The sequence below is a fragment of the Prescottella defluvii genome, from assembly GCF_000738775.1.
Lineage (GTDB): Bacteria > Actinomycetota > Actinomycetes > Mycobacteriales > Mycobacteriaceae > Prescottella > Prescottella defluvii.
This window is the reverse complement of sequence record NZ_JPOC01000020.1, coordinates 198,016-222,912: the sequence shown is the minus strand read 5'-3', so window position 1 is coordinate 222,912 and position 24,897 is coordinate 198,016. Positions and strand designations below refer to the sequence as shown.

At 66.2% G+C, this 24,897-nt stretch carries 39 protein-coding genes; 4 read left to right on the top strand and 35 right to left on the bottom strand.

Annotated features, from left to right (window positions below):
• Positions 1–12 precede the first annotated feature (12 nt).
• Complete coding sequence (gene eccB, locus IJ15_RS0107870) at positions 13–1,488, bottom strand: type VII secretion protein EccB (RefSeq protein ID WP_031937791.1); 1,476 nt, start codon at positions 1,486–1,488, stop codon at positions 13–15.
• Positions 1,489–1,600: 112 nt separating this feature from the next.
• Between eccB and eccE the strand changes: the two genes are divergently transcribed.
• Entirely contained in the window at positions 1,601–3,241 is a 1,641-nt protein-coding gene (gene eccE, locus IJ15_RS0107865) for a type VII secretion protein EccE (RefSeq protein ID WP_031937790.1), read from the top strand.
• 3 nt (positions 3,242–3,244) lie between these two features.
• On the opposite strand, the gene IJ15_RS0107860 is transcribed toward eccE, so the two are convergent.
• Positions 3,245–3,802, bottom strand: coding sequence for an NADPH-dependent FMN reductase (locus tag IJ15_RS0107860; protein WP_031937789.1), 558 nt, complete (start codon positions 3,800–3,802; stop codon positions 3,245–3,247).
• Between the two features lie 39 nt (positions 3,803–3,841).
• Positions 3,842–4,411, bottom strand: a complete 570-nt coding sequence (locus IJ15_RS0107855) for a TetR/AcrR family transcriptional regulator (protein ID WP_031937788.1) — start codon at positions 4,409–4,411, stop codon at positions 3,842–3,844.
• Between the two features lie 71 nt (positions 4,412–4,482).
• Here IJ15_RS0107855 and IJ15_RS0107850 point away from each other — a divergent pair, with 71 nt between their 5' ends.
• Entirely contained in the window at positions 4,483–5,625 is a 1,143-nt protein-coding gene (locus tag IJ15_RS0107850; protein ID WP_031937787.1) for an acyl-CoA dehydrogenase family protein, read from the top strand.
• A 3-nt stretch (positions 5,626–5,628) separates the two neighbouring features.
• On the opposite strand, the gene truA is transcribed toward IJ15_RS0107850, so the two are convergent.
• From truA to infA, 8 genes are all read right to left on the bottom strand, one after another.
• Positions 5,629–6,552 (bottom strand): tRNA pseudouridine(38-40) synthase TruA, encoded by a 924-nt coding sequence (gene truA, locus IJ15_RS0107845; RefSeq protein ID WP_081880634.1) that lies wholly within the window; start codon positions 6,550–6,552, stop codon positions 5,629–5,631.
• A gap of 5 nt (positions 6,553–6,557) precedes the next feature.
• On the bottom strand, positions 6,558–7,103 hold the full coding sequence (rplQ, locus tag IJ15_RS0107840) for a 50S ribosomal protein L17 (protein WP_031937785.1): 546 nt from the start codon (positions 7,101–7,103) through the stop codon (positions 6,558–6,560).
• Between the two features lie 55 nt (positions 7,104–7,158).
• The gene (locus IJ15_RS0107835; RefSeq protein WP_031937784.1) at positions 7,159–8,223 is read right to left on the bottom strand and encodes a DNA-directed RNA polymerase subunit alpha; all 1,065 of its coding nucleotides are present in this window, start codon (positions 8,221–8,223) and stop codon (positions 7,159–7,161) included.
• Positions 8,224–8,325: 102 nt separating this feature from the next.
• Positions 8,326–8,931 carry a 30S ribosomal protein S4 gene (rpsD, locus tag IJ15_RS0107830; RefSeq protein ID WP_031937783.1) on the bottom strand — a complete coding sequence of 202 codons (606 nt, stop codon included), beginning with the start codon at positions 8,929–8,931 and terminating at the stop codon, positions 8,326–8,328.
• A 26-nt stretch (positions 8,932–8,957) separates the two neighbouring features.
• Positions 8,958–9,371 (bottom strand): 30S ribosomal protein S11, encoded by a 414-nt coding sequence (gene rpsK / locus IJ15_RS0107825; RefSeq protein ID WP_005239680.1) that lies wholly within the window; start codon positions 9,369–9,371, stop codon positions 8,958–8,960.
• Complete coding sequence (rpsM, locus tag IJ15_RS0107820) at positions 9,371–9,739, bottom strand: 30S ribosomal protein S13 (protein WP_031937782.1); 369 nt, start codon at positions 9,737–9,739, stop codon at positions 9,371–9,373. The genes rpsK and rpsM overlap by 1 nt, the downstream gene beginning before the upstream one ends.
• A 215-nt stretch (positions 9,740–9,954) precedes the next feature.
• On the bottom strand, positions 9,955–10,068 hold the full coding sequence (gene rpmJ / locus IJ15_RS25540; protein WP_003938068.1) for a 50S ribosomal protein L36: 114 nt from the start codon (positions 10,066–10,068) through the stop codon (positions 9,955–9,957).
• Positions 10,069–10,146: 78 nt separating this feature from the next.
• Positions 10,147–10,368, bottom strand: a complete 222-nt coding sequence (infA, locus tag IJ15_RS0107815) for a translation initiation factor IF-1 (RefSeq protein WP_003418601.1) — start codon at positions 10,366–10,368, stop codon at positions 10,147–10,149.
• A gap of 258 nt (positions 10,369–10,626) precedes the next feature.
• Between infA and dtd the strand changes: the two genes are divergently transcribed.
• Positions 10,627–11,064, top strand: coding sequence for a D-aminoacyl-tRNA deacylase (dtd, locus tag IJ15_RS0107810; RefSeq protein WP_031937781.1), 438 nt, complete (start codon positions 10,627–10,629; stop codon positions 11,062–11,064).
• A gap of 81 nt (positions 11,065–11,145) precedes the next feature.
• Here dtd and map read toward each other — a convergent pair whose 3' ends face one another.
• The 24 genes from map to rpsJ form a co-directional block, all read right to left on the bottom strand.
• On the bottom strand, positions 11,146–11,949 hold the full coding sequence (gene map, locus IJ15_RS0107805; RefSeq protein WP_031937780.1) for a type I methionyl aminopeptidase: 804 nt from the start codon (positions 11,947–11,949) through the stop codon (positions 11,146–11,148).
• Complete coding sequence (locus IJ15_RS0107800; protein WP_031937779.1) at positions 11,949–12,494, bottom strand: adenylate kinase; 546 nt, start codon at positions 12,492–12,494, stop codon at positions 11,949–11,951. Before IJ15_RS0107800 ends, map begins: the two co-directional genes overlap by 1 nt.
• Complete coding sequence (secY, locus tag IJ15_RS0107795; RefSeq protein WP_031937778.1) at positions 12,491–13,813, bottom strand: preprotein translocase subunit SecY; 1,323 nt, start codon at positions 13,811–13,813, stop codon at positions 12,491–12,493. Before secY ends, IJ15_RS0107800 begins: the two co-directional genes overlap by 4 nt.
• A 220-nt stretch (positions 13,814–14,033) precedes the next feature.
• The gene (gene rplO / locus IJ15_RS0107790) at positions 14,034–14,474 is read right to left on the bottom strand and encodes a 50S ribosomal protein L15 (RefSeq protein WP_031937777.1); all 441 of its coding nucleotides are present in this window, start codon (positions 14,472–14,474) and stop codon (positions 14,034–14,036) included.
• A gap of 2 nt (positions 14,475–14,476) precedes the next feature.
• Positions 14,477–14,656, bottom strand: a complete 180-nt coding sequence (gene rpmD / locus IJ15_RS0107785; protein WP_031937776.1) for a 50S ribosomal protein L30 — start codon at positions 14,654–14,656, stop codon at positions 14,477–14,479.
• Positions 14,656–15,303: a 30S ribosomal protein S5 gene (gene rpsE, locus IJ15_RS0107780; protein WP_031937775.1), complete on the bottom strand. Its 648-nt coding sequence runs from the start codon at positions 15,301–15,303 to the stop codon at positions 14,656–14,658. The genes rpmD and rpsE overlap by 1 nt, the downstream gene beginning before the upstream one ends.
• A gap of 31 nt (positions 15,304–15,334) precedes the next feature.
• On the bottom strand, positions 15,335–15,742 hold the full coding sequence (gene rplR, locus IJ15_RS0107775) for a 50S ribosomal protein L18 (protein WP_031937774.1): 408 nt from the start codon (positions 15,740–15,742) through the stop codon (positions 15,335–15,337).
• Position 15,743: 1 nt separating this feature from the next.
• A complete protein-coding gene (gene rplF, locus IJ15_RS0107770; RefSeq protein WP_031937773.1) occupies positions 15,744–16,280 on the bottom strand; it encodes a 50S ribosomal protein L6 in 537 nt (178 codons plus the stop codon).
• Positions 16,281–16,294: 14 nt separating this feature from the next.
• Positions 16,295–16,693, bottom strand: coding sequence for a 30S ribosomal protein S8 (gene rpsH, locus IJ15_RS0107765; RefSeq protein WP_031937772.1), 399 nt, complete (start codon positions 16,691–16,693; stop codon positions 16,295–16,297).
• Positions 16,694–16,866: 173 nt separating this feature from the next.
• Positions 16,867–17,052 (bottom strand): type Z 30S ribosomal protein S14, encoded by a 186-nt coding sequence (locus IJ15_RS0107760; protein WP_005518383.1) that lies wholly within the window; start codon positions 17,050–17,052, stop codon positions 16,867–16,869.
• Between the two features lie 4 nt (positions 17,053–17,056).
• Positions 17,057–17,623 (bottom strand): 50S ribosomal protein L5, encoded by a 567-nt coding sequence (gene rplE / locus IJ15_RS0107755; RefSeq protein ID WP_031937771.1) that lies wholly within the window; start codon positions 17,621–17,623, stop codon positions 17,057–17,059.
• A gap of 1 nt (position 17,624) precedes the next feature.
• Positions 17,625–17,942, bottom strand: a complete 318-nt coding sequence (gene rplX / locus IJ15_RS0107750) for a 50S ribosomal protein L24 (protein ID WP_031937770.1) — start codon at positions 17,940–17,942, stop codon at positions 17,625–17,627.
• Complete coding sequence (rplN, locus tag IJ15_RS0107745) at positions 17,942–18,310, bottom strand: 50S ribosomal protein L14 (RefSeq protein WP_031937769.1); 369 nt, start codon at positions 18,308–18,310, stop codon at positions 17,942–17,944. Before rplN ends, rplX begins: the two co-directional genes overlap by 1 nt.
• A 170-nt stretch (positions 18,311–18,480) precedes the next feature.
• On the bottom strand, positions 18,481–18,771 hold the full coding sequence (gene rpsQ, locus IJ15_RS0107740; RefSeq protein WP_031937768.1) for a 30S ribosomal protein S17: 291 nt from the start codon (positions 18,769–18,771) through the stop codon (positions 18,481–18,483).
• Positions 18,768–19,004, bottom strand: coding sequence for a 50S ribosomal protein L29 (rpmC, locus tag IJ15_RS0107735; RefSeq protein ID WP_031937767.1), 237 nt, complete (start codon positions 19,002–19,004; stop codon positions 18,768–18,770). The genes rpsQ and rpmC overlap by 4 nt, the downstream gene beginning before the upstream one ends.
• Positions 19,004–19,420, bottom strand: coding sequence for a 50S ribosomal protein L16 (gene rplP / locus IJ15_RS0107730; RefSeq protein ID WP_031937766.1), 417 nt, complete (start codon positions 19,418–19,420; stop codon positions 19,004–19,006). The genes rpmC and rplP overlap by 1 nt, the downstream gene beginning before the upstream one ends.
• A 3-nt stretch (positions 19,421–19,423) precedes the next feature.
• The gene (gene rpsC, locus IJ15_RS0107725; RefSeq protein ID WP_031937765.1) at positions 19,424–20,227 is read right to left on the bottom strand and encodes a 30S ribosomal protein S3; all 804 of its coding nucleotides are present in this window, start codon (positions 20,225–20,227) and stop codon (positions 19,424–19,426) included.
• Positions 20,227–20,631 carry a 50S ribosomal protein L22 gene (gene rplV, locus IJ15_RS0107720; protein WP_031937764.1) on the bottom strand — a complete coding sequence of 135 codons (405 nt, stop codon included), beginning with the start codon at positions 20,629–20,631 and terminating at the stop codon, positions 20,227–20,229. Before rplV ends, rpsC begins: the two co-directional genes overlap by 1 nt.
• The gene (rpsS, locus tag IJ15_RS0107715; RefSeq protein WP_031937763.1) at positions 20,628–20,909 is read right to left on the bottom strand and encodes a 30S ribosomal protein S19; all 282 of its coding nucleotides are present in this window, start codon (positions 20,907–20,909) and stop codon (positions 20,628–20,630) included. Before rpsS ends, rplV begins: the two co-directional genes overlap by 4 nt.
• A 13-nt stretch (positions 20,910–20,922) precedes the next feature.
• Positions 20,923–21,759 carry a 50S ribosomal protein L2 gene (rplB, locus tag IJ15_RS0107710; RefSeq protein ID WP_031937762.1) on the bottom strand — a complete coding sequence of 279 codons (837 nt, stop codon included), beginning with the start codon at positions 21,757–21,759 and terminating at the stop codon, positions 20,923–20,925.
• Between the two features lie 40 nt (positions 21,760–21,799).
• The gene (rplW, locus tag IJ15_RS0107705; protein ID WP_005518367.1) at positions 21,800–22,105 is read right to left on the bottom strand and encodes a 50S ribosomal protein L23; all 306 of its coding nucleotides are present in this window, start codon (positions 22,103–22,105) and stop codon (positions 21,800–21,802) included.
• Positions 22,102–22,767: a 50S ribosomal protein L4 gene (gene rplD / locus IJ15_RS0107700; RefSeq protein ID WP_031937761.1), complete on the bottom strand. Its 666-nt coding sequence runs from the start codon at positions 22,765–22,767 to the stop codon at positions 22,102–22,104. The genes rplW and rplD overlap by 4 nt, the downstream gene beginning before the upstream one ends.
• Positions 22,764–23,417, bottom strand: coding sequence for a 50S ribosomal protein L3 (rplC, locus tag IJ15_RS0107695; protein WP_031937760.1), 654 nt, complete (start codon positions 23,415–23,417; stop codon positions 22,764–22,766). Before rplC ends, rplD begins: the two co-directional genes overlap by 4 nt.
• A 28-nt stretch (positions 23,418–23,445) precedes the next feature.
• Entirely contained in the window at positions 23,446–23,751 is a 306-nt protein-coding gene (gene rpsJ / locus IJ15_RS0107690) for a 30S ribosomal protein S10 (protein ID WP_003938093.1), read from the bottom strand.
• Between the two features lie 510 nt (positions 23,752–24,261).
• Between rpsJ and IJ15_RS0107685 the strand changes: the two genes are divergently transcribed.
• On the top strand, positions 24,262–24,738 hold the full coding sequence (locus IJ15_RS0107685) for a hotdog fold domain-containing protein (RefSeq protein WP_031937759.1): 477 nt from the start codon (positions 24,262–24,264) through the stop codon (positions 24,736–24,738).
• Positions 24,739–24,897 lie beyond the last annotated feature (159 nt).

Genomic DNA, 24,897 nt, shown 5'->3' with positions numbered 1-24,897 from the left:
ATTCGTGCCCGGTCAGTTCCCCGCTGCCACCGGCGCCGGATTGCTGTCGGGTGCGACGCCGTCGTGTGCGACGAGAGCTTCTTCCTTGCCGAGAGTCGGTCCCGGAGCGAGGAGATCGACGATCCGCCACGGCGCCGGGGCACCCGGGACCTCGAAGCCGAGGGCCTTCGCGGCGTCGGAGTTCTTGACGCCGTACCGAACGCCGGTGTCCGCGACGAAGAACATGCCGCCCTTGCGAGAACTGCCCGACTCGAGGCCGGTGGTCTGCACGAACCCGCCGCTACCGGGGCTCACGTACACCTCGTCTGCGTTGTCCCCGGGGCCGTCCGCCTGCGCGAGTCGGACGGTACGCGCCTGGTCGGGGATCGGCAGGTCTCGGCCGGCCGAGACCTCGAGCACCGCGTCGACCCTGCCGGCCTCGGCACCCGCGGCGGATCCCTGGGGCGTCCAGGTGAGGCAGCCGACCGGGTCGTCGGCCGCTCCGACCAGTCGTGGGGGCACGCTGGGGAACGTCGAGACGTCGAGACCGTGCACCGTGGGCACTGCGGCGAGCGCGTCCGGCGTCACCGCGGCCATCTCCGACTGTCCCTGCGAGTCGGAGAACTGGATGAGGAGAGCGGTCGCGGCGCTGACCTCCTGCACGCCGTCGCGCAACACCACGTAGTAGCGGGCGTCGTCGCCGCGCATCACCTTGACGACGGAACCGATTGTCCGTCCGGCCATCTCGAACTCCGGCGTGTTCCCGGCGTCCTCGATGCGGGGCGGTGTGATCGGCAGCGACTCGGGGATCGCGTTGAGCATGCCCCGGCTGATCGGGCGCGGACGTGCCCCTTCCAGCCCCAGAGCCCGGGACACCGACTGGTCGCTCAGGTCGATCGGAGCCCGGCGACCGTCGTACACGAGGAACATCTCGTCGGCGTGCGACACCAGCAGCGCCTCGTCCGACCCGAGCCGACCGATACGTTCACCCCACACCGGTTCACCGACAGCCACTGTGGTTGTGACGGAATCACTTCCGCCCGCCGCGACCGTGTCGCACACCGTCCAGGGTCGACCGTCTGCGCCACTGCCGGCAGGGAGCGCCGACGGTGCGCCGGGGATCCCGACGAGGGCGCCGCGTGGCCGCGTGTCGATCTCGGACTCCTTGACCATCACCGGGCGAGCCGCGTCGCCGATCACGAGCCGTGCCGATGCCAGGTTGAGCACCGGGTGCAGCGTGCCGTTCATGACGACGAACATTGCGCCCGAACTCTTTCCGACGACGATCGAGGCATCGCCGATCTTGTCCTGGGGCCGGATCAACGCGAGCGCCGCGCACGCCGCCAGGCCGAGGCACGCGACGACCACACCCACCGCCAGTGCCCGCGACTGCGATCGCATCGGGTCGTGCAGCATGCGCACATCCCGTCGGACGAGCGCATGTTCCATGCGACGGACCAGGAATCGATATCCACTGACCTGCCATCGCGTCGTCGGCTGTGCTGCCATGTTCCCTCCCCCATGAGGCGCACGCTACGGACCCACACAGTACAGTTCGCCTGGAAACACACTTCGGCGGTCGACAACTCGGTCCGTCTGGTTCAGGTATCGGGGAGGATCCGTGGACCAATTCCGTGCCCGACGCCGTCGGCACACACCCGCCGTACCGGTGGCGACCGTGATCGTCGCGCAGATTCTCGCGGCCGTCGCGTGCCTGCTCGCGCTGCTCGCCGGGCTGCCGCTGTGGGCCGCGGCCGTCTCGGCCTTCGTCGCCGGCGGCGTGATGTTCGCCCGGGTCGGTGGGCGGATGACGTTGTCCTGGCTAGGGTCCGTGTGGCTCTTCCTCCGCAACCGCCGGCCCGTCGCAGGACACTCCGCGGACTTCCGTTCACCCGGCGAATCGGTGGGGCTGCACTGGATCGACGGTCAGGTCCTGGCTGTCGTGGAGCTGCTCCCGCCGCAGCGGGGCTGGACCCGGATCACGCGCGAGTCGTTCGATTCGGGTGAGTGCGTTCCGGTGTCGGCCCTCGCCGACTGCCTCGAACAGCACGACGTCAGCCTGAGCGGGATCGACATCGTCAGCCACGGCAGTCGCGCGGTCGCCGGCACGCCCGCCGCCGACGTGTACGACAGCCTGGTCGGGCCGCTGCCCGCCGTCGCGCAGCGCGGTGTGTGGATCGTGCTGCGCTTCGATGCCGCCGACCACCCGGAGTCCGTCGCCCGCAGGGGCGGCGGTGAGGAGGGCGCGTCGCGCACGGTGGCCGTCGCGGCGCGTCGCGTGGTCCGCGCACTCGCCGACGCCGGATGCCGATCGCGGATCCTGACGGCATCGGAGATCGAGTCGGCCTCGGCGCGGATCTGCCGCGGCGTGCACCCGACCGCGATGGATCAGGACTGGTCCCACGTGCCGTTGCCGGGAGTGGTCAACGTCGGCAACGCCATCGATCCCCGCCGGCTCTCCCGGGAGGTGCTCACCGCGGTGTGGGCCGCACCGAGCGTGGGAACCACCGTGGCGATCCGGCTCCGCCCGTCGGGCCGGCCGGGCTCGGTCCGGGCAGGCGCGGCCTTCCGCCGCACGGTGCGCAGCACACCGGAGCAACTCGCCGTTCCGGGCGTGATCACCATGCAGGGTCGCCACCGCGACGCCCTGTTGTCCCACCTGCCCACGTCCTCGCCGCACCTCGACGGCCTGACGCCGCTGTCCGAGATCGACCGAGCCGACCTCGACGCGCTCGCACTGCCCGTCGCGGGCTGCGGCCAACTGGTGGGCTCCGACGCCCACGGACACGCGGTGACGGCCCGAGTCACCGGTCGCGGCGTCGTCGACGTGTACCTGGCCGGCGAGCTGTATCTGGCCCAGCAGGTGGTGTTCCGGGCGGTGGCGACCGGCGCCCGCGTCCTGATCCACACCGATCGTCCGCACGCGTGGGCGATGCTGATCGGCGTCGTCGCAACCCCGACCCGACTGCGGGCCGCGGGCGAATCCTCCTGGTCCGACACGGGATTCGACACGGTCGTCGTCGACGGGGTCCCGGCACCGCCGGCGCGGGCGGGTGTCACGACCATCCATCTCCACAGCCATCCCCGCCAGTGGCCACCGACGGCTCCCGACCTCGCGATCATGCAACCGGGTGCGGCCGGCGATCGGGTGGTGCTCACCACCGGCGACCGACACGTCGAACTGGCGTTGGTGACGATCGCGTCCGAGACCGCCTTCATCGGACGCGGACGTACGCCCACCGGACTCGTCGGCGCCCGGTGACCGTCAGCCCGGATACGGTCGCCGTTCCCGCTGGGAGCGGAGGGCGTCGGCCCACCACGACAACTGCGTGAGCATGCGCTCAGCCGCGTCGTTCGCGGCGCCGTCCGTCGGGTCGAAGTGCTTGCGCGCCTGATGGAAACTGACGGTCTCCCGGATCGACACCATCTGCAGTTCGGCCACCACCTGGCGGAGTTGCTCCACCGCGCGCAGCCCACCCGACATTCCGCCGTACGCGACGAACGCCACCGGCTTGGCCCGCCACTCGTACTTGACGGTGTCGAGTGCGGTCTTGAGTGCCGCCGGGTAGCCGTGGTTGTACTCGCTGGTCACCACGACGAACGCGTCGGCGTCGCCGATCCGTCGGGAGAACCGCTCGGCCTCCGGCGTCGGCGAAAGATCCAGGGGCAGAGGGGAATCTGCCAGGTCGAGGACCGAGGTGTCGAACTCCTCGCGACGACGGGCCCGCTCGACGACCCAGTCCACGACCACCGGCGCGAACCGTTTCGCACGGACACTTCCCACGATCACTTCCAGCCGCAGCGGTCGGCCCGGTTCGGTCATCGGCACGCCCCCTTTCCGGTCCGATCGTAGAGCGTGCGGTCAGAGTCCGCGGGTCAGCAGGACCGCGAGTTCCTGGTAGGCCTGGGCGTCGTCGAGCCCCGTCGACGCCGACACCTGACGCTGCTGGATCCGCACCATCACCGCTGCCGCGACGTCGCCGACGAACGCCGCGTGCGCGTCACGCAGTTCACCGGCGGCGACGCCCTCGGTGATCAGTTCCTGGACCCGCCGGGCGGCGAACCGGGTGTTGCGCTCGTACACCTCGCGCGCCGCCGATTCCGCGGCGAGATCCTCCATGAACCGCGCCGACGCGGGCCGCAACTGCTCCCCCACCGCCTCCAGGTACATCCGGATGCGTTCGCGGGCGCCTACGGCCCCGGCGAGACTCGCCTCGACCCGGTCGGTCGCGCCGCGGAAGAAGTGCACCGTGGCGGCCCGCACCAGCTGTTCCTTGCTGTCCGCGAGCCGGTACAGCGTGGACTTGGAGCAGTGCAGGCGGGCTGCGAGGTCGTCGAGGGTGAGATGAGCGAACCCCTCCGCGAGGATGAGGTCCACGAGGGCGTCGAACAGCGCGAGTCGTCGGGCCGTCATCTTCACCGGGGTTGCCATACTCAAAACAGTACTGGAGTATCGTCATCAGTACTATTTTTCGAGCTCGTCACATTCGCGAGGAGAACGCCGTGCCCGTCGAACGCCTGCTGCCCACCCAGGAAGCCCACGATCTGATCGACCTCACCCGCGACGTCGCGGACAAGGTGCTGGCACCGATCGTCGACGGCCACGAGAAGAACGAGACGTTCCCCGACGGCGTCTTCCCCGCCCTCGGCCGGGCCGGCCTGCTGAGCCTGCCGTACCCCGAGGAGTTCGGCGGCGGCGACCAGCCGTACGAGGTCTACCTGCAGGTGCTCGAGGAGATCGCCGCGCGCTGGGCGGCCGTCGCGGTCGCCACCAGCGTGCACAGCCTGTCCTGCTTCGCCCTCGCCACCCACGGCACCGACGAGCAGAAGGCGCAGTGGCTGCCCGACATGCTCGGCGGCGAGACCATCGGCGCCTACAGCCTGTCCGAACCGCAGGCCGGTTCCGACGCCGCCGCATTGACGTGCCGGGCCACCGAGGTCGACGGCGGCTTCCGCATCAACGGCAGCAAGGCATGGATCACCAACGGCGGTCGCGCCGACTTCTACACCCTCTTCGCCCGCACGAGCGACGACGGCGCCCGCGGCATCTCGTGCTTCCTGGTCCCGAAGGACACCGAGGGCCTCAGCTTCGGCAAGCCCGAGGAGAAGATGGGACTACGCGCCGTCCCGACCACCGCCGCACACTACGACGACGCCTTCGTCCCCGGCGAGCGGCTCATCGGCAAGACCGGACAGGGCCTGCCCATCGCGTTCAGCGCCCTCGACTCCGGTCGACTCGGCATCGCCGCCGTCGCCGTCGGCCTGGCACAGGGCGCGCTCGACGACGCCGTCGCCTACGCCAAGGAGCGCAAGGCATTCGGCAAGCGGATCATCGACCACCAGGGTCTGGGCTTCGTCCTCGCCGACATGGCCGCCGCCGTCGACTCCGCCCGCGCCACCTACATCGATGCCGCCCGACGCCGCGACGCCGGCCTGCCCTACTCCCGCAACGCCTCCGTCGCGAAGCTCGTCGCGACCGACGCCGCGATGAAGGTCACCACCGATGCCGTACAGGTGTTCGGCGGCTACGGCTACACGCAGGACTTCCCCGTCGAGCGGTACATGCGCGAAGCCAAGATCACCCAGATCTTCGAGGGCACCAACCAGATTCAGCGCCTCGTCATCGCCCGCCAGCTCGCGGGCTGACCCTCAACCGCCGCAGCAACCGGCGCCACCCGGCTCGATCGCCGTGCGCATCTCCCGGGTGGCCTCGTTGCGGGCCGCCAGATCCTGGTCCGCGGGATAGTCGACCCGCACCAGCGAAAGCCCGTGCGCCGGAGCGACGGCCACCGCGCTGGCGCGTTCACGCTCGGACAGCAGGCCGGCCATCCAGTCGACCGTGCGCCGACCCTCACCGACCGCCAGCGCGGCACCGACGAGGCTGCGCACCATCGACCAGCAGAACGCGTCGGCGCTGACGAACGCGGTGAGCTCGTGGCCCGACTCGGGAGCGGAGCCCGCGGAGCGGCCATCGGACACAGCCCAGTCGAAGCGCTGCAACTCACGCACCGTCGTCGCGCCCTCGCGGCGCTTGCAGAACGCGGCGAAGTCGTGCAGGCCCAGCAGTCGCGCCGACGCCTCCCGCATCGCGTCCACGTCCACGTCCTTGGGCCACGCGACCGTGTCCCGGGCCCGCAGCGGCTCCGCACCGTACGGCGCCGTCGTCAATCTGTACTCGTAGTGCCGGCGGATCGCAGAGAACCGGGCATCGAAATGTTCGGGCGCGAACGAGACCGCCTTCACCCGAACGTCCTTGGGCAGGAACCGTGCCAGCCGTCGAACCATCCGGGACGGATCGTCCGGGATCATGTCGGCCGGGACGTCGACGTGCGCGACCTGCCCGCTCGCATGTACCCCGGCGTCGGTACGACCGGCGACCGTCAGCAACACCGGTGTGCGCACGATCGCACTCAGCTTCTCCTCGATCTCACCGCACACCGTGCGGCGACCGGGCTGACGTGCCCACCCGGAGAAGTCGGTTCCGTCGTACGAGATGTCGAGCCGCAAGCGAACGAACCCGCCGTCCCCGGAGGGAGCGGCGGGTTCGTTCGATGCGGCAGATGCCGAAACCAAGTGGACTAGTCCTTCTTGGCCTCGTCGGCGTCGGCTGCGGTCGCGGTCTCGTCTTCGACGGCCTCGATCACAGCGTCAGCGTTATCGACCTCGGCGTCGGTGGCGTCGGCCTCGACGGCCTCCACCACGTTCTCCTCAGCCGGGGCCTGCGAAGCCGCGACGCGACGAGCGCGGTCGGCCTCGGAGGTGACCGTCTTCTCCTGGACGAGCTCGATGATGGCCATCGGAGCGTTGTCGCCCTTGCGGGGAATGGTCTTGATGATGCGGGTGTAACCGCCATCGCGGTCGGCGTAGAACGGGCCGATCTCCGCGAACAGGGCGTGCACGACGTCCTTGTTGCGGATGACCTTGAGAACCTCGCGGCGGTCGGCCAGGGTTCCACCCTTGGCCTTGGTCACGAGCTTCTCGGCGTACGGACGCAGGGCCTTGGCCTTGGCTTCCGTGGTGGTGATTCGGCCGTGCTCGAAGAGAGCGGTCGCGAGATTCGCGAAGATCGCCTTCTGGTGCGACGCCGACCCGCCGAAGCGGGCACCCTTCTTGGGCTTGGGCATTGAAGCTCCTCTAGGGCTCGCCCAGCACATTTGCCCATGTGCCGGGGGCTACGGGTTAAAGCTGTTCGGTCTCGGCGTAGTCCTGCTCGGCCCCGTCAGCGTCGCTGAAGGAACCGGCATCCGTGTCGCTCCACGTTCCGGTGGCGGCGTCGTAACCGGCAACCGTGGTGGGGTCGAAGGACGCAGGGCTGTCCTTGAGTGCGAGGCCGAGCGAATGGAGCTTGACCTTCACCTCGTCGATGGACTTCTGTCCGAAATTGCGGATGTCCAGCAGATCGGACTCGGTACGACCAACCAGCTCGCCGACGGTGTGAACACCCTCGCGCTTGAGGCAGTTGTAGGAACGGACCGTCAGGTCCAGATCCTCGATGGGGAGTCCGAAGGAAGCGATGTGATCGGCCTCGGCGGGCGAGGGTCCGATCTCGATGCCTTCTGCTTCGACGTTCAGCTCACGGGCCAGGCCGAAGAGCTCAACCAGGGTCTTGCCCGCAGAAGCGAGCGCGTCCCGAGCGGTGATGGAATTCTTGGTCTCGACGTCGAGAATCAACCGATCGAAGTCGGTGCGCTGCTCGACGCGAGTCGCTTCCACCTTGTAGGTGACCTTGAGCACCGGCGAGTAGATCGAGTCGACCGGGATACGGCCGATCTCGGCACCGGACGCCTTGTTCTGGACGGCGGGGACATAGCCGCGACCGCGCTCGACGACGAGCTCGATCTCCAGCTTTCCCTTGTCGTTCAGGGTGGCGATGTGCAGATCCGGGTTGTTGACCGTGACACCTGCCGGCGGAACGATGTCGCCTGCAGTCACGGCACCGGGGCCCTGCTTGCGGACGTACATGGTGACCGGCTCGTCCTCTTCGGAGCTCACGACCAGGCCCTTGAGGTTCAGGATGATGTCGGTGACATCCTCCTTCACACCGGGGACGGTGGTGAACTCGTGCAGGACGCCGTCGATACGGATGCTGGTGACAGCAGCGCCGGGGATCGACGACAGCAGGGTGCGGCGCAGCGAATTGCCGAGGGTGTACCCGAAGCCAGGCTCGAGGGGCTCGATGACGAACTTCGAGCGGTTTTCAGCGATGACCTCTTCGGTCAGCGTGGGTCGCTGAGAAATGAGCATTGGATTTCCTCCTGTACGGGCGTCCGCTATTTGACGCCCACGATGGGAAAGGCCTGGGGCCTGTGAGTGGCCGGCGAACCAGCCACTCACAGGCATCACGCCTTACTTCGAGTAGAACTCGACGATCAGCTGTTCCTGCAGCGGAACCTCGATCTGCGCACGCTCGGGGAGCTGGTGCACCAGGATGCGAAGACGTCCACCGACCACCTGCAGCCAACCCGGGATCGGGCGGTCGCCCTGGGTCTCGCGGGCGATCTGGAAGGGCAGCGTCGCCAGCGACTTCTCGCGGACATCGATGATGTCGTACTGCGAGACGCGGTAGCTGGGGATGTCGACCTTCTTGTTGTTCACGAGAAGGTGACCGTGCGTGACCAGCTGACGCGCCTGACGGCGGGTGCGAGCGAGGCCTGCGCGGTACACGACGTTGTCGAGACGCGACTCCAGGATCTGGAGCAGGTTCTCACCGGTCTTACCGGGACGGTTGACCGCCTCCTGGTAGTAGCGACGGAACTGCTTCTCCATGACGCCGTAGGTGAAGCGAGCCTTCTGCTTCTCCTGCAGCTGGAGCAGGTACTCGCTCTCCTTGATGCGCGCGCGGCCGTGCTGGCCCGGCGGGTAAGGACGCCGCTCGAACGCCTGGTCGCCTCCGACGAGGTCGACGCGCAGACGACGCGACTTGCGGGTGATGGGTCCGGTATAACGTGCCATGTTCTTTTACCTATCCTTCCCGCTACTTAAACCCGACGCCGCTTGGGCGGACGGCAGCCGTTGTGCGGCTGGGGGGTGACATCGGAGATGGTGCCGACCTCGAGGCCTGCAGCCTGCAGCGAGCGGATCGCCGTCTCGCGGCCCGAACCCGGACCCTTGACGAAAACGTCGACCTTCTTCACGCCGTGCTCCTGCGCCTTGCGGGCAGCGTTCTCAGCAGCGAGCTGAGCAGCGAACGGCGTCGACTTACGCGAGCCCTTGAAGCCCACGTGGCCCGACGACGCCCAGGAGATGACGTTGCCGGCCGGGTCGGTGATCGACACGATCGTGTTGTTGAAGGTGCTCTTGATGTGAGCGGCACCGTGCGGGACGTTCTTCTTGTCCCTGCGACGCGCCTTCTGGGTCTTCTTCGGACCGGTGCTACGTGACTTGGGGGGCATTACTTCTTCTTTCCTGCGACGGTGCGCTTCGGACCCTTACGGGTGCGAGCGTTGGTCTTGGTGCGCTGTCCACGCACGGGCAGACCACGACGGTGGCGCAGGCCCTGGTAGCAGCCGATCTCGATCTTGCGACGGATGTCGGCCTGCACCTCGCGGCGCAGGTCACCCTCCACCTTCACCGACTCCTCGATGTACTCGCGGAGCTTGGCGAGGTCCTCGTCGGTCAGATCCTTGCTGCGCAGGTCCGGGTTGACACCCGTGGCAGCCAGGATCGCCTGGGAGGTGGTACGGCCGATGCCGTAGATGTAGGTCAGTGCGATCTCCATGCGCTTTTCGCGAGGAAGATCAACACCTGCGAGACGTGCCATGTGGCATTCCTATCGGTGTGCGGAGGTCTGCTCCCAGTCCGTCCCCTGCGTAAGACTCTGCGTTCGAATCGCAGTGGGGCCCCGGCCTCCGTGCCGGGGGTCGACCGCCACCTGCCTTCGGGATTTCTCCCTGGGCCCGGGTTGCGGTTGGTGCTGAGAGGTCTTCTTTGCGCTTGTTGCCAAGCAGATCTCGAAGAGAGCGTGTACTGCTGGGATTAACCCTGACGCTGCTTGTGACGCAGGTTCTCGCAGATCACCATGACGCGCCCGTTACGACGAATCACCTTGCACTTCTCGCAGATCTTCTTGACGCTAGGCTGAACCTTCACGTTGCGTCTGATCTCCTGTTGTCTGTCCGCCGGACGGCGGACACAGTTTTCCCCGGCCGGATGTGGCCGGGGAAGCTTTTACTTGTAGCGGTAAACGATGCGTCCACGCGACAGGTCGTAGGGCGACAGCTCCACGACCACGCGGTCCTCGGGAAGGATGCGAATGTAGTGCTGCCGCATCTTGCCGCTGATGTGTGCGAGGACCTTGTGGCCGTTCTCCAGCTCAATGCGGAACATCGCATTGGGCAGCGGCTCGACAACTCGTCCCTCGACCTCGATGGCCCCGTCCTTCTTAGCCATATCCTCCGCGATCCGTTGAGTGGCGTTTGGATGCATCGGCTACCGTCACCGGTATCCGCTACAGGGCGACCCCGCAGGCATTACCGGTCGACGATCGCTTCCCGACACGAGGCCGGACAGCCAGTCAACCGATACGCAGGGCGCACCGTTGATCCATCTTACCGGCATTTCCCAACCAGGCCAAATGGGTCCTCGAGTCGCCGCAGACTCCACCGGGAACCGCTCCCCCAATCCTTCGAGAAGGGATCCGCACCGCTCATGCGCGCACTCGTCCAACGCGTCACCTCGGCCGCCGTCGAGATCGACGGCGAGGAAGTCGCCCGGATCGAACCGGCCGACGGCGGGCAGGGGCTACTCGTCCTGCTCGGCGTCGGACACGACGACGACCCCACCGCGGCGTCGAACCTCGCGCGACGCGTGTGGAGACTGCGCATCCTCGACGACGAGAACTCCGCGTCCGACGTCGACGCACCGATCCTCGTCGTCAGCCAGTTCACCCTCATGGCCGACACCCGCCGGAGTCGCCGACCGTCGTGGTCACCGGCCGCGCCGCGCGCCGTGGCCGAACCCCTCGTCGATGCCTTCGCCGCCGCACTCCGGGAACTGGGGGCAACCGTCGAGGCCGGCCGGTTCGGCGCAGACATGCGAGTCAGCCTCGTCAACGACGGACCCGTCACCGTCCTGCTCGACGCCTGACCCGGCCGCTCCCGGCCGAGACACGAAAACGCCGAACGGGCAGTGGATCAATCCACTGCCCGTTCGGCGTCTTGCAGATCTTCAGTTGTCTCCGGGACGGAGCGTGAGAATCCGCGGACCGTCCTCGGTCACCGCGACGGTGTGCTCCCAGTGGGCGGCACGGCTTCCGTCGGTCGTGACGACAGTCCAGTCGTCGCCCAGGACCTCGGTCTCGTACGTGCCGAGAGTGAGCATCGGCTCGATCGCGAGAACCGACCCGATCACCAGATGCGGGCCCTTACCCGGGGCACCCTCGTTCGGCAGGAACGGATCCATGTGCATCTCACGGCCGATCGCGTGACCGCCGTAGCCGTCGACGATGCCGTAGGGCCTGCCGTGCAACTTCTCCGCGGCATGCGTGCCCAACTCGATCGCATGCGAGACGTCGGTGAGGCGGTTGCCCTCGACCATCGCCGCGATCCCGGCCTCCATCGACAGCCGCGTCGCCTCACTCAGCTGAGCATCCGCCTCGCTGAGCTGACCCACACCGAACGTCCATGCCGAATCGCCGTGCCAACCGTCGAGGATGGCCCCACAGTCGATCGAGACCAGATCACCCTCGACGAGGATGTCGTCCGCGGACGGGATCCCGTGCACGACGCGATCGTTGACCGACGAGCAGATGGAGCCGGAGAACCCGTGGTAGCCCAGGAACGACGGCACCGCGCCGGCATCCCGGATGACGGATTCGGCGACCCGGTCGAGCTCGAGGGTGCTGACACCGGGCTTGGCCGCGTCCCGCACCGCCACGAGGGCGGTCCCGACGATCGCGCCCGCAGCAGCCATGGCGTCGAGCTCACCCGCGGTGCGGAACGGAACGACCTTGCGCTTGCGGCCGAATGCCATTACTTCCCCAGCGCGGCCAGAGCGCGGGCGTTGACCTCTTCGACAGCGCCGACAGCATCGACGGTGACGATCTGGCCGGCGTAGTGGTCGAGCAGGGGCGCCGTCTCCTCGCGGTAGACGCGCATGCGGTTGCGGATGACGTCCTCGGTGTCGTCCGCGCGACCGCGGGCGAGCATCCGCTCGACCACGACGTCGTCGTCGACGTCGAATGCGAGCACACCGTCGAGCTTGGCACCGAGGCCTTCGAGGATGTCCTCGAGCGCCTTCGCCTGATCCACCGTGCGGGGGAACCCGTCGAGCAGGAAGCCGTTGACGGCGTCGGGCTCGGCGACGCGGGCCTTCACCATGTTGTTCGTGATCTCACTGGGAACCAGGTCCCCTGCGTCGAGGTACTTCTTGGCCTCGAGCCCGAGCGGCGTCTGCTGCCCGATGTTCGCGCGGAAGAGGTCGCCGGTGGAGATGTGCGGAACGCCCAGCTTCTCGGACAGGATCGCGGCCTGGGTGCCCTTACCGGCACCGGGAGGACCAAGGAGGACAAGTCTCACTTGAGGAACCCTTCATAGTTTCGCTGCATAAGCTGGCTCTCGATCTGCTTCACGGTATCGAGGCCCACACTGACCATAATCAGCACCGCGGTGCCACCGAACGGCAGGTTCGCCGCGCCGCCCGAATTGCCGATATCGAGGAACAGATTCGGCAGGACCGCGATGGTGCCGAGGTAGATGGCGCCCGGCAGGGTGATACGGCTCAGTACGTAGTTCAGGTAGTCGGCGGTCGGACGGCCCGGGCGGATGCCCGGAATGAACCCGCCGAACTTCTTCATCTCGTCCGCGCGTTCCTCCGGATTGAAGGTGATCGCAACGTAGAAGTAGGTGAAAAAGACGATCATGCCGAAGTAGATCAGGATGTAGACCGGGTTGGCCGGGTTCACCAGGTACTCGTTGATGAACCGCTGCCACCAGCTCGGATCGGCGCTCGTGTTGGCGCCGGTGAGCTGCGCGATCAGATTCGGCAGGTAGAGCAGGGACGACGCGAAGATCACCGGGATGACGCCGGCCTGGTTGACCTTCAGCGGCAGGTAGGTCGACGATCCGCCGTACATCTTGCGGCCGACCATGCGCTTCGCGTACTGCACCGGGATCCGCCGCTGGCCCTGCTCGACGAAGACGACGCCGGCGATGATGGCCAGCGCGGCCACACACACGAGCGCGAACGTCAGGCCACCGCGGCTTTCGAGGATCGCATTGCCCTCGGACGGGATGCGCGAGGCGATACCGGCGAAGATCAGCAGCGACATTCCGTTGCCGACGCCGCGCTCGGTGATCAGCTCACCGAACCACATCACGAGCGCCGCACCGGCGGTCATGACGAGCACGATGATGATCAGCCCGAACACACTCTCGTCGGCGATGATCGATTGCGAACAGCCCTGCAGCAGCTGCCCTCGCGCCGCGAGAGCCACAATGCCGGTGGACTGCAGGATCGCGAGAGCGATCGACAGGTAACGCGTGTACTGCGTCATCTTCGCCTGGCCCGATTGGCCCTCCTTGCGGAGTTCCTCGAACTTCGGGATGACGACGGTGAGCAGCTGCACGATGATGCTCGCCGTGATGTACGGCATGATGCCGATCGCGAACACCGACAGCTGCAGTAGCGCGCCGCCGGAGAACAAGTTGATCAGCGAGTAGATGCCGGCGGATTCGCCGCCCGACACCTGGTCGATACATTCACGGACATTGCCGTAGTCGACACCAGGAGACGGCAGTGTCGCGCCAAGGCGATACAGCGCGACGAGACCGAGAGTGAAGAGGATCTTCCGCCTCAGGTCAGGCGTCCTGATGGCCGAGACAAAGGCGGAAAGCAAAGATCCTCCTGGCGCACGACATACGGGGAGCCAAGTCGATTGACCCGTCCCATGGATTGCAGAACTCTAGAACTCTAACAGTGACACATGAAAACACAGCCCCGTTCCCGGGGCCGGACACTCAACATTATGCCGACAGAACGACCTGCAGAGCGACGAATGGCCGCAACCTGACCCGTTGGGGCAGAGTTGCGGCCATTCGACGACTAGCTGAGCGAGATCACAGCTCGGTGGCGGAACCACCAGCAGCAGCGATCTTCTCCTTGGCAGCGCCGGAGAACTTGTTCGCGGTCACCTGAACGGCAACCGTGAGCTCACCCTCGGCGAGAACCTTCACGAGCTGGTTCTTGCGAACCGCGCCAGCGGCAACGAGCTCGGCAACGCCGACCTGTCCACCCTCGGGGAACAGACGAGCGATGTCGCCGACGTTGACGACCTGGTACTCGGTGCGGAACGGGTTCGTGAAGCCCTTGAGCTTGGGCAGACGCATGTGAAGCGGCATCTGTCCACCCTCGAAGGCGGCCGAAACGTTCTTGCGAGCCTTGGTGCCCTTGGTACCGCGGCCCGCGGTCTTACCCTTCGAGCCTTCACCGCGACCGACGCGAGTCTTGTCGGTCTTGGCGCCCGGCGCGGGGCGGAGGTGGTGCAACTTGATGGTCATGGTTAGACCTCCTCAACTGTGACGAGGTGGCGCACCACGTTGATCAGACCGCGGTTCTGCGCGTTGTCCTCGCGGACAACCGTCTTACGGATGCCCTTCAGTCCGAGGGTGCGCAGGCTGTCCCGCTGGTTCTGCTTGGTGCCGATGGTGCTCTTGACCTGAGTGACCTTGAGCTGTGCCATTACTTCACGCTCCCAGCCTGTGCACGAGCGCGCAGCATGCCGGCGGGGGCAACGTCCTCGATGGGCAGGCCACGGCGAGCCGCAACCTCTTCGGGACGCTGCAGACCCTTGAGGGCAGCAACGGTCGCATGCACGACGTTGATCGCGTTGTCGCTACCGAGCGACTTCGCAAGGATGTCGGAGACACCCGCGCACTCGAGCACGGCACGCACCGCGCCACCGGCGATGACGCCGGTACCGGGGCTGGCCGGACGCAGCATGACGACGCCGGCAGCGGCCTCGCCCTGCACCGGGTGCGTGATGGTGCTGCCGATGAGCGGCACGCGGAAGAAGCTCTTGCGAGCCTCCTCGACACCCTTCTGGATGGCCGCGGGAACTTCCTTGGCCTTTCCGTAGCCGACGCCGACGAGTCCGTTGCCGTCGCCCACGATCACCAGAGCGGTGAAGCTGAAGCGACGACCACCCTTGACGACCTTCGAGACACGGTTGATGGAGACAACCCGCTCGATGTGGTTCGACTTCTCGGCAGCGTTGTCGCGGCGGTTGTCGCGACGGTCACGGCCGCCACGGTTGTCGCCACTGCCGCTGTTCGGCCCATTCTGTCCGGCGGGTCCGCTTCCGCCGTCACGCCTTTGACGTCCCGGCATCAGGCATTCCTTCCGTTAGTAATGTTGGTCATCAGAACTTCAACCCGCCTTCGCGAGCGGCGTCAGCCAGGGCCGCGATGCGACCCGTGTAGGTGTGGCCGCCGCGGTCGAAGACCACGGTGTCCACGCCGGCTGCCTTGGCACGCTCGGCGATCAGCTGACCGACCTTGGCACCGCGGGCGCTCTTGTCGCCGTCCAGCGCACGAACGTCCGCCTCGATGGTCGACGCAGCGGCGAGGGTCTTGCCGGCCAGATCGTCCACCAGCTGCACGTGGATGTGCCGCGCGGAGCGGTTCACCACCAGACGGGGACGCTCGGGGGTGCCGGAGACCTTCTTGCGGAGACGGAAGTGACGACGCGCCTTCGACAGACGACGCGTCGTGGACGCGTCCTTGCCCAGCGGGATCCGCTTGGCTTTCTGATTTGCAGTCTGGCTCATATCACTTACCCGTCTTTCCGACCTTGCGACGGACCTGCTCACCCTCGTAGCGGATGCCCTTGCCCTTGTACGGGTCGGACTTACGCAGACGACGGATGTTGGCCGCGATCTGGCCGACCTTCTGCTTGTCGATGCCGGAGATCGAGAACCTGGTCGGCGTCTCGACAGCGAAGGAGATGCCCTCCGGAGCCTCGATCAGGACCGGGTGGCTGAAGCCGAGGGAGAACTCGAGGTCCTGGCCCTTCAGCGCCACACGGTAACCGACACCGTGGATCTCCATCTTGGTGTTGTAACCGGCGGTCACACCGACGATCATGTTCTGCACCAGGGTGCGCGACAGACCGTGCAGCGCACGGCTGCGACGCTCGTCGTCAGGACGGGTGACCTGCAGGGCACCGTCCTCCTGGGCAACCGAGATCGGCTCGGAGACGGTCAGCGTCAGGGCGCCCTTGGGCCCCTTGACCGCGACGTCCTGGCCGGTGATGGTCACGTCGACGCCCGCGGGGACGGCGACCGGAATCTTTCCAATACGCGACATAGTGGTGGCCTCCCTTACCAGACGTAGGCGAGGACTTCCCCGCCCACTCCCTGATTGGCCGCCTGACGATCGGTGAGCAGACCGGACGACGTGGAAATGATGGCCACGCCGAGGCCGCCCAGGACCTTGGGCAGGTTGGTGGACTTCGCGTACACGCGCAGACCGGGCTTGGAAACACGGCGGACGCCGGCGAGGCTGCGCTCGCGGCTCGGGCCGTACTTGAGGTCGACGATCAGCGTCTTGCCGACCTCGGCATCCTCGGTGCGGTAGTCCGCGATGTAACCCTCGCGCTTGAGGATCTCGGCGATGTTCGCCTTGATCTTCGAGTGCGGCAGCTTCACCTCATCGTGGTACGCCGAGTTGGCATTACGCAGACGAGTCAAGAAGTCTGCGATCGGATCAGTCATGGTCATGAGTTGACCTGTGCACCTTTCTCGCTGGGGTTCCCATGCAACACCGATCCCGGCTCCGCTCCCCCGACGAATCTGGGGAGCGGAGCCGGCCCGGTCGTGGGCCTACAACGAAGTGGTTCTTACCTTCACCGTTCCGCGGATGCGGAACGGAAATCTGTGTAGCCCGGAAGGGGTTACCAGGAGCTCTTGTGAACGCCCGGCAGCTCGCCGGCGTGCGCCATCTCGCGAACGCAGATACGGCACAGGCCGAACTTGCGGAACACCGAGTGCGGACGGCCGCACTTCTGGCAGCGGGTGTACGCGCGCACCGCGAACTTCGGCTTCTTGTTGGCCTTGTTGACCAGTGCCTTCTTAGCCATGGGCTCAGTTCTCCTTGAACGGGAAGCCGAGGTGCTTGAGCAGCGCACGGCCTTCTTCGTTGTTGGTGGCGGTGGTCACGACGGTGATGTCCATACCGCGCGGACGATCGATCTTGTCCACGTCGATCTCGTGGAACATCGACTGCTCGTTGAGGCCGAACGTGTAGTTGCCGTTGCCGTCGAACTGGTTACCCGACAGACCGCGGAAGTCCCTGATACGGGGCAGCGCGATCGACACCAGGCGATCCAGGAACTCCCACATGCGGTCGCCACGCAGCGTGACGCGCGCGCCGATCGGCATGCCCTCACGCAGCTTGAACTGCGCGATGGACTTGCGAGCCTTGCGGATCTCAGGCTTCTGACCGGTGATCAGAGCGAGATCGGCAACCGCGCCGTTGATCAGCTTCGCGTCACGGGCGGCGTCGCCGACACCCATGTTGACGACGACCTTGACGACGCCGGGGATCTGCATGACGTTCGCGTACGCGAACTCCGCGTTCAGCGCGTCCTTGATCTCCGCACGGTAGCGGAGCTTCAGGCGCGGCTGGATCTTGTTCTCAGTGGAGGTCATGTCAGATGTCCTTCCCGTTCTTCCGGGAAATCCGAACGCGCTTACCGGTCTCCTCATCGGTGCGGTAGCCCACGCGAGTGGGGTTACCGTCCGAGTCGACGACCGCGACGTTGGAAACGTTGATCGGTGCTTCCTGCGTCACGATGCCGCCCGAGGAGGCGCCACGCTCGTTCGCAGAGACCGCGGTGTGCTTCTTGATGCGGTTCACGCCCTCGACCAGGACCTTGTTGGTCGCGGGGAAGGCCTGGATGACCTTGCCCTTCGCGCCCTTGTCCTTGCCGGAGATGACCAGCACGGTGTCACCCTTGTGCACCTTCATCACAGCACCTCCGGGGCGAGCGAGACGATCTTCATGAACTTCTTCTCGCGCAGCTCACGGCCGACGGGTCCGAAGATTCGGGTACCACGAGGATCGTTGTCCGCCTTGATGATGACGGCAGCGTTCTCGTCGAACTTGATGTACGAGCCGTCCGGACGACGACGCTCCTTGGCGGTACGGACGATGACGGCCTTGACGACCTCGCCCTTCTTCACGTTTCCACCCGGGGTCGCGTCCTTGACGGTGGCGACGATGATGTCGCCGATCCCGGCGTAGCGACGAGACGAGCCACCGAGAACGCGGATGCAGAGAATCTCCTTGGCACCCGTGTTGTCGGCGACGCGCAGTCGCGACTCCTGCTGAATCACTTACTTCTCCTTGACCTGGCTTGTTTCGACCAGTGCGAACCGCAGTGGTTCGCGCTGATCATGCGCGGCAGATTCCGACCCGACGCGCGCGGTCTGTACCCGCCGATGGTGGGGCCACCACTGCTTTCGCAGGGCAACCCCACCATCGTACTGGATACACTCTTCGGCTCTTACTTGGCCTTCTCGAGGACCTCGACCAGACGCCAGCGCTTGGTCGCCGACAGCGGTCGGGTCTCCATGAGCTGGACGCGGTCGCCGACGCCGGCGATACCGTTCTCGTCGTGCGCCTTGACCTTCGAGGTCCGCCGGATGATCTTGCCGTAGAGCGGGTGCTTGACCCGGTCCTCCAGCTCGACCACGATGGTCTTCTCCATCTTGTCCGAGACCACGTAGCCGATGCGGACCTTGCGGCTGCCGCGCTCTTCGGTGCTGTTGGTGCTCACTGCCTTTTCCTCACTCATGCCGCGTCACCTGCGTCCGGACCGGAGGCCAGGCCGAGCTCACGCTCGCGCAGGACGGTGTAGATGCGCGCAATCTCGTGACGGACCGTGCGCAGCCGGCGGTTGTTGTCCAGCTGACCGGTGGCCATCTGGAAGCGAAGGTTGAACAGCTCTTCCTTCGACTCACGGAGCTTGGTGACCAGCTCTTCTTCGGTCAGCTCGCGGAGCTCTGCAGCGGGGCTTGCGGTTGCCATCAGAACTGCTCCTCCCTCGTCACGATCCGGCACTTGCAGGGGAGCTTGTGCATCGCGCGGCGCAGGGCCTCGCGGGCGATCTCCTCGTTCGGGTAGCTCATCTCGAACATCACCCGTCCGGGCTTGACGTTCGCGACCCACCACTCCGGCGAACCCTTACCGGAACCCATGCGGGTCTCGGCAGGCTTCTTGGTGAGCGGGCGATCCGGGAAGATGTTGATCCAGATCTTGCCGCCACGCTTGATGTGGCGAGTCATGGCGATACGAGCGGACTCGATCTGCCGGTTGGTGATGTAGGCGGGCTCGAGAGCCTGGATGCCGTACTCACCGAAGGCCACCTGGGTACCGCCCTTGGCGGCACCCGAACGGCTCGGGTGGTGCTGCTTGCGGTGCTTGACCCGACGTGGGATCAACATGCGTCAGCCCTCCTTCTGCTCGGTAGAAGCGGGAGCATCGGCGGTTGCAGTCGCAGCGCGACCGGCCTCGGTGCTGGTCGCCGTGGTGCCGGCAGCACCGGAGCGACGCGGGCGGCTCGGACGCTCGCGACGCGGGCGATCCGCCGGAGCAGCAGCGCCTGCGGCCAGCTCACGCTTGCCACCGACGATGTCGCCCTTGTAGATCCAGACCTTCACGCCGATGCGACCGAAGGTGGTCTTGGCCTCGTAGAGGCCGTAGTCGATGTCCGCACGCAGCGTGTGCAGCGGAACGCGACCCTCGCGGTAGAACTCCGAGCGACTCATCTCGGCGCCGCCGAGGCGACCCGAGCACTGCACGCGGATGCCCTTGACGTTCGGCTGACGCATGGCCGACTGGATGGCCTTGCGCATGGCGCGACGGAACGCGACACGGTTCGAGAGCTGCTCGGCGACACCCTGTGCCACGAGCTGAGCCTCGGCCTCCGCGTTCTTGACCTCGAGGATGTTCAGCTGGACCTGCTTGCCGGTCAGCTTCTCGAGCTCGGCGCGGATGCGATCGGCCTCGGCGCCGCGGCGGCCGATGACGATGCCCGGGCGTGCGGTGTGGATGTCCACACGCACACGGTCACGGGTGCGCTCGATCTCGACCTTCGCGATGCCGGCCCGCTCCATGCCCGTGGCGAGGAGCTTACGGATCGCGACGTCTTCCTTGACGTACTCCGCGTACTGCTTGTCTGCGTACCAGCGCGACTTCCAGTCGGTCGTAATGCCGAGACGGAAGCCGTGCGGGTTGATCTTCTGGCCCACTACTGACCACTTCCCTTCCGGCGATTACGGCCCGAGGCACCGGACACGTTGGTCCGGCTCTCCACGATGACCGTGATGTGGCTCGAACGCTTGCGGATCCGGAAGGCCCGGCCCTGAGCGCGCGGCTGGAACCGCTTGAGGGTCGCGCCCTCGTCCACGAACGCCGTCGCGACGACGAGAGTGGAGGGATCCAGGTTCAGGTTGTTCTGCGCGTTGGCGGCTGCGCTGGCGATCACCTTGGCGACCGGCTCGCTGGCGGCCTGCGGCGCGAACTTGAGGATCGACAGTGCATCCTCGACCGAGCGTCCGCGGACCAGGTCCACAACACGACGCGCCTTCATGGGGGTCACGCGCACGTGGCGCGCGACCGCCTTCGCAGTGGGGTTCTGTGTTTCAGTACTCATCGACGCTTGCTCTTCCGGTCGTCCTTGATGTGGCCCTTGAACGTCCTGGTCGGTGCAAACTCTCCGAGCTTGTGGCCAACCATCGCATCCGACACGAACACCGGAACGTGCTTGCGTCCGTCGTGGACGGCAAACGTATGACCGATGAAGTCCGGGATGATCGTGGAACGACGGGACCAGGTCTTGATGACCTGCTTGGTGCCCTTCTCGTTCTGCACGTCCACCTTCGCAAGGAGGTGGTCATCGACGAACGGGCCCTTCTTAAGGCTGCGTGGCATCCTTCACTCCCTCCTAGCGCTTGTTCTTGCCGGTACGGCGGCGGCGGACAATGAGCTTGTCGCTCGCCTTGTTCTTGCGGGTGCGGCCCTCGGGCTTGCCCCAGGGGCTGACCGGGTGGCGACCACCGGAGGTCTTACCCTCACCACCACCGTGCGGGTGGTCGACCGGGTTCATCACGACACCACGGACGGTCGGGCGCTTGCCCTTCCAGCGCATACGGCCGGCCTTGCCCCAGTTGATGTTCGACTGCTCGGCGTTGCCGACCTCGCCGACGGTTGCGCGGCAGCGCACGTCGACGCGACGGATTTCACCGGACGGCATACGCAGCGTGGCGTAGGTGCCTTCCTTGCCCAGCAGCTGGATGCTGGCGCCGGCGGAACGGGCCATCTTGGCGCCGCCACCCGGACGCAGCTCGACTGCGTGGATGGTGGTACCGGTGGGGATGTTGCGCAGCGGCAGGTTGTTACCCGGCTTGATGTCGGCGGTAGCGCCGGACTCGATCGGGGCACCCTGCACCAGGCCCTTGGGGGCGATGATGTAGCGCTTCTCGCCGTCCGCGTAGTGCAGCAGCGCGATGCGGGCGGTGCGGTTGGGGTCGTACTCGATGTGAGCGACCTTGGCCGGCACGCCGTCCTTGTCGTTGCGACGGAAGTCGATCAACCGGTAGGCGCGCTTGTGACCGCCACCCTTGTGACGGGTGGTGATGCGACCGTGGGCGTTACGACCACCGCGACCGTGCAGCGGGCGAACCAACGACTTCTCGGGCGTCGACCGAGTGATCTCGGCGAAGTCCGAGACACTCGAGCCACGACGGCCCGGGGTAGTCGGCTTGTACTTACGGATTGCCATGAGTCTTCTCGTCCTCTATATCTCGTCAAGTCCCGCCCGCTTACGCGACCGGGCCTCCGAAGATCTCGATGGGCTTGCTGTCGGCCGAGAGGGTCACGAGCGCACGCTTGGTGTCCTTGCGCTTGCCGTAACCGAAGCGGGTCCGCTTGCGCTTGCCCTGACGGTTGGCGGTGTTGACGCTCGTCACCGTGACGCCGAAGACCTTCTCGACGGCGATCTTGATCTGCGTCTTGTTCGAGTCCGGGTGCACCAGGAAGGTGTAGGTGCCTTCCTCGATCAGTCCGTAGGACTTCTCGGAGATGACCGGGGCCAGCAAGATGTCGCGGGGGTCGGCGATGGTGGTCACTTGCTCTCCTCCTCGTTCTTGGCCGGGCCCGCGATGAAGGTGTTCAGAGCCTCGAGGCTGAACACGACGTCATCGCTGTTGAGCACGTCGTAGGTGTTGAGCTGGTCGGGTGCGATGGGGTGCACGCCTTCCAGGTTCTGCACGCTCTTCCAGGCAGCGATGTCCTCGCGCCCGACGACGAGCAGAAGCTTCTTGCGATCCGAGATCTCACCCAGGAACGACTTCGCCGACTTGGTGGACGGGACCTGCCCGGCGACCAGCTCGGTGATGACGTGGATGCGCTCGCTGCGAGCCCGATCGGAGAGGGCGCCACGCAGAGCAGCAGCCTTCATCTTCTTGGGGGTCCGCTGGCTGTAGTCACGCGGCTGCGGGCCGTGGACGACGCCACCGCCGGCGAACTGCGGTGCACGGGTCGAGCCCTGACGTGCGCGGCCGGTGCCCTTCTGGCGGTACGGCTTCTTGCCACCACCGCGGACTTCACCGCGGGTCTTGGTGGAGTGGGTGCCCTGACGTGCGGCGGCGAGCTGCGCGACGACGACCTGATGCATCAGAGCGATGTTCGCGGTCGCGTCGAAGATCTCCGAGGGGAGATCGACAGTGCCGTTGGTCTTGCCACCGGCAGCCTTGACGTCGAGGGTCAGCTTGGTTGCGGTCTCGGTCATGCCGACGCACCACCCTTCACTGCGGTCTTGACGATCACGAGGCCGCCCTTGCGGCCGGGGATCGCACCCTTGATCAGCAGCAGACCGTTCTCGGCATCCACCTTGTGGACCGAGAGGTTCTGCGTCGTGATGCGGTCGGAGCCCATGCGGCCCGACATGCGCATGCCCTTGAACACGCGACCGGGGGTGGCACAGCCACCGATGGAGCCCGGGCGACGGTGGACAGCCTGCGCGCCGTGGGAGGCACCCTGGCCGGAGAAGCCGTGACGCTTCATCGTGCCGGCGAAGCCCTTGCCCTTGCTGGTGCCGGTGACGTCGACGTATGCGCCGTCCTCGAACACCTCGGCAGTGAGCTCCTGGCCGACCTCGTACTCCGAGGTGTCGGCGACACGAAGCTCGACGATGTGGCGACGCGGGGTGACGCCGGCCTTGGCGAACTGGCCCGAGGTGGGCTTGTTCACCTTGCGCGGGTCGATGGCGCCGAAGGCCAGCTGCACGGCGCTGTAGCCGTCACGCTCTTCGGTACGAATCTGGGTGACGACGTTGGGCCCAGCCTTGACGACGGTGACCGGGACGACCCGGTTGTTCTCGTCGAAGACCTGGGTCATGCCGAGCTTGGTGCCCAGGATTCCCTTGATCTGATTAGTCATGTGTTATCTCCGCTGCGTCTTCCCAAGCTCACTGAATGTTGACGTCGACGCTGGCCGGAAGGTCGATACGCATGAGCGCGTCAACCGTCTTCGGCGTCGGGTCGAGGATGTCGATCAGCCGCTTGTGAGTACGCATCTCGAAGTGCTCGCGCGAGTCCTTGTACTTGTGCGGCGAGCGGATGACGCAGTACACGTTCTTCTCGGTAGGCAACGGCACCGGGCCGACCACGCGGGCCCCGGTACGGGTCACCGTCTCGACGATCTTGCGCGCTGACGCGTCGATCGCCTCATGGTCATAGGCCTTGAGCCTGATGCGGATCTTCTGTCCCGCCACGCTTAGTGTCCTTTTCTTGCCGCGTTTCGTAGAACCCGATCGAGCCGGGGACTACCTCGTCTGCACAGTCCCCGGACTGAAACACGACACGAACATTGGAATGGCGACCGAGACATCACTCGATCCGCTGCCGCTGTTCATCTGTCATGGTTCTCCGGTCCACGCGGTCGGGCGTGTCGCCCTGCCACTTATTCCCGGGCCCCGGAGATCGCTCTCCAGAAGCCTCGGAAACTCGAACCGGATGCACCCGCAATGGGCGCAAAGCTGGGTACTGCTTCCGTCTTGCATTCGCCGTGACCAGGTCTTTCGACGCGATCTTCGACGTTCATCCCGCCCGACCCGAGTCGCGACGGATCACGTCTCAGTCAAGGCAACCCGATCAGTATGCCGTAGTGGACCCGAGAGTTCAAATCACATCCCGGGACAGGTTCACGGACAAGCCCGAGGTCAACGGCTGCTGTCGACTCGAATCACCACCGAACATCTTACCGATGAGTAAGGTTGCGTTCCATGACGACCGCGACCGCCACCTACCGAAGCTGGCAACGCCTGCCCGCCAACCGATTCGGCCGCGCACTGTTCTCGATCGGCATGTGCGCCCGGGTCCCCTACTTCGCGACCGTGCTGCCGAGCGTGGAGCAGTTGGCACCCGGACTCTGCGTGATCTCGGCCCCGAAGTGGTGGGGAGTCCACAACCACATCAAGACCTTTCACGCGATCGCCGCCTGCAATCTCGCCGAGGCCGCGATGGGCATGCTGGCGGAAGCCACGGTGCCGTCCACGCATAGATGGATTCCCAAGTCGATGAACGTCCGCTACGTCACGAAGGCGCAGACCCGACTGCGTGCGACCGCGTCGCTGTCCGCACTCCCCGACTTCCCGGCCATCACCTCCGGCACCGAACTCACCATCCCGGTCTCGCTCACCGACAGGGACGGCACCGAGGTGGTCCGCGCGGACATCACCGTGTGGGTGACGCCGGCCTGAGTGCGAGCGCCGGCGTCGATCGGCTGCGGATGCGGGTCGGGCGGCACCCACCCGATATATTCGATCCGATCAACTGTTGCACGCGTCACAGCGACCGGTTCGGATCGCGAACCCTCCGCGGTGGCTGCAGACGACAGCGGGAGTTCCCGTCCCGCGAAG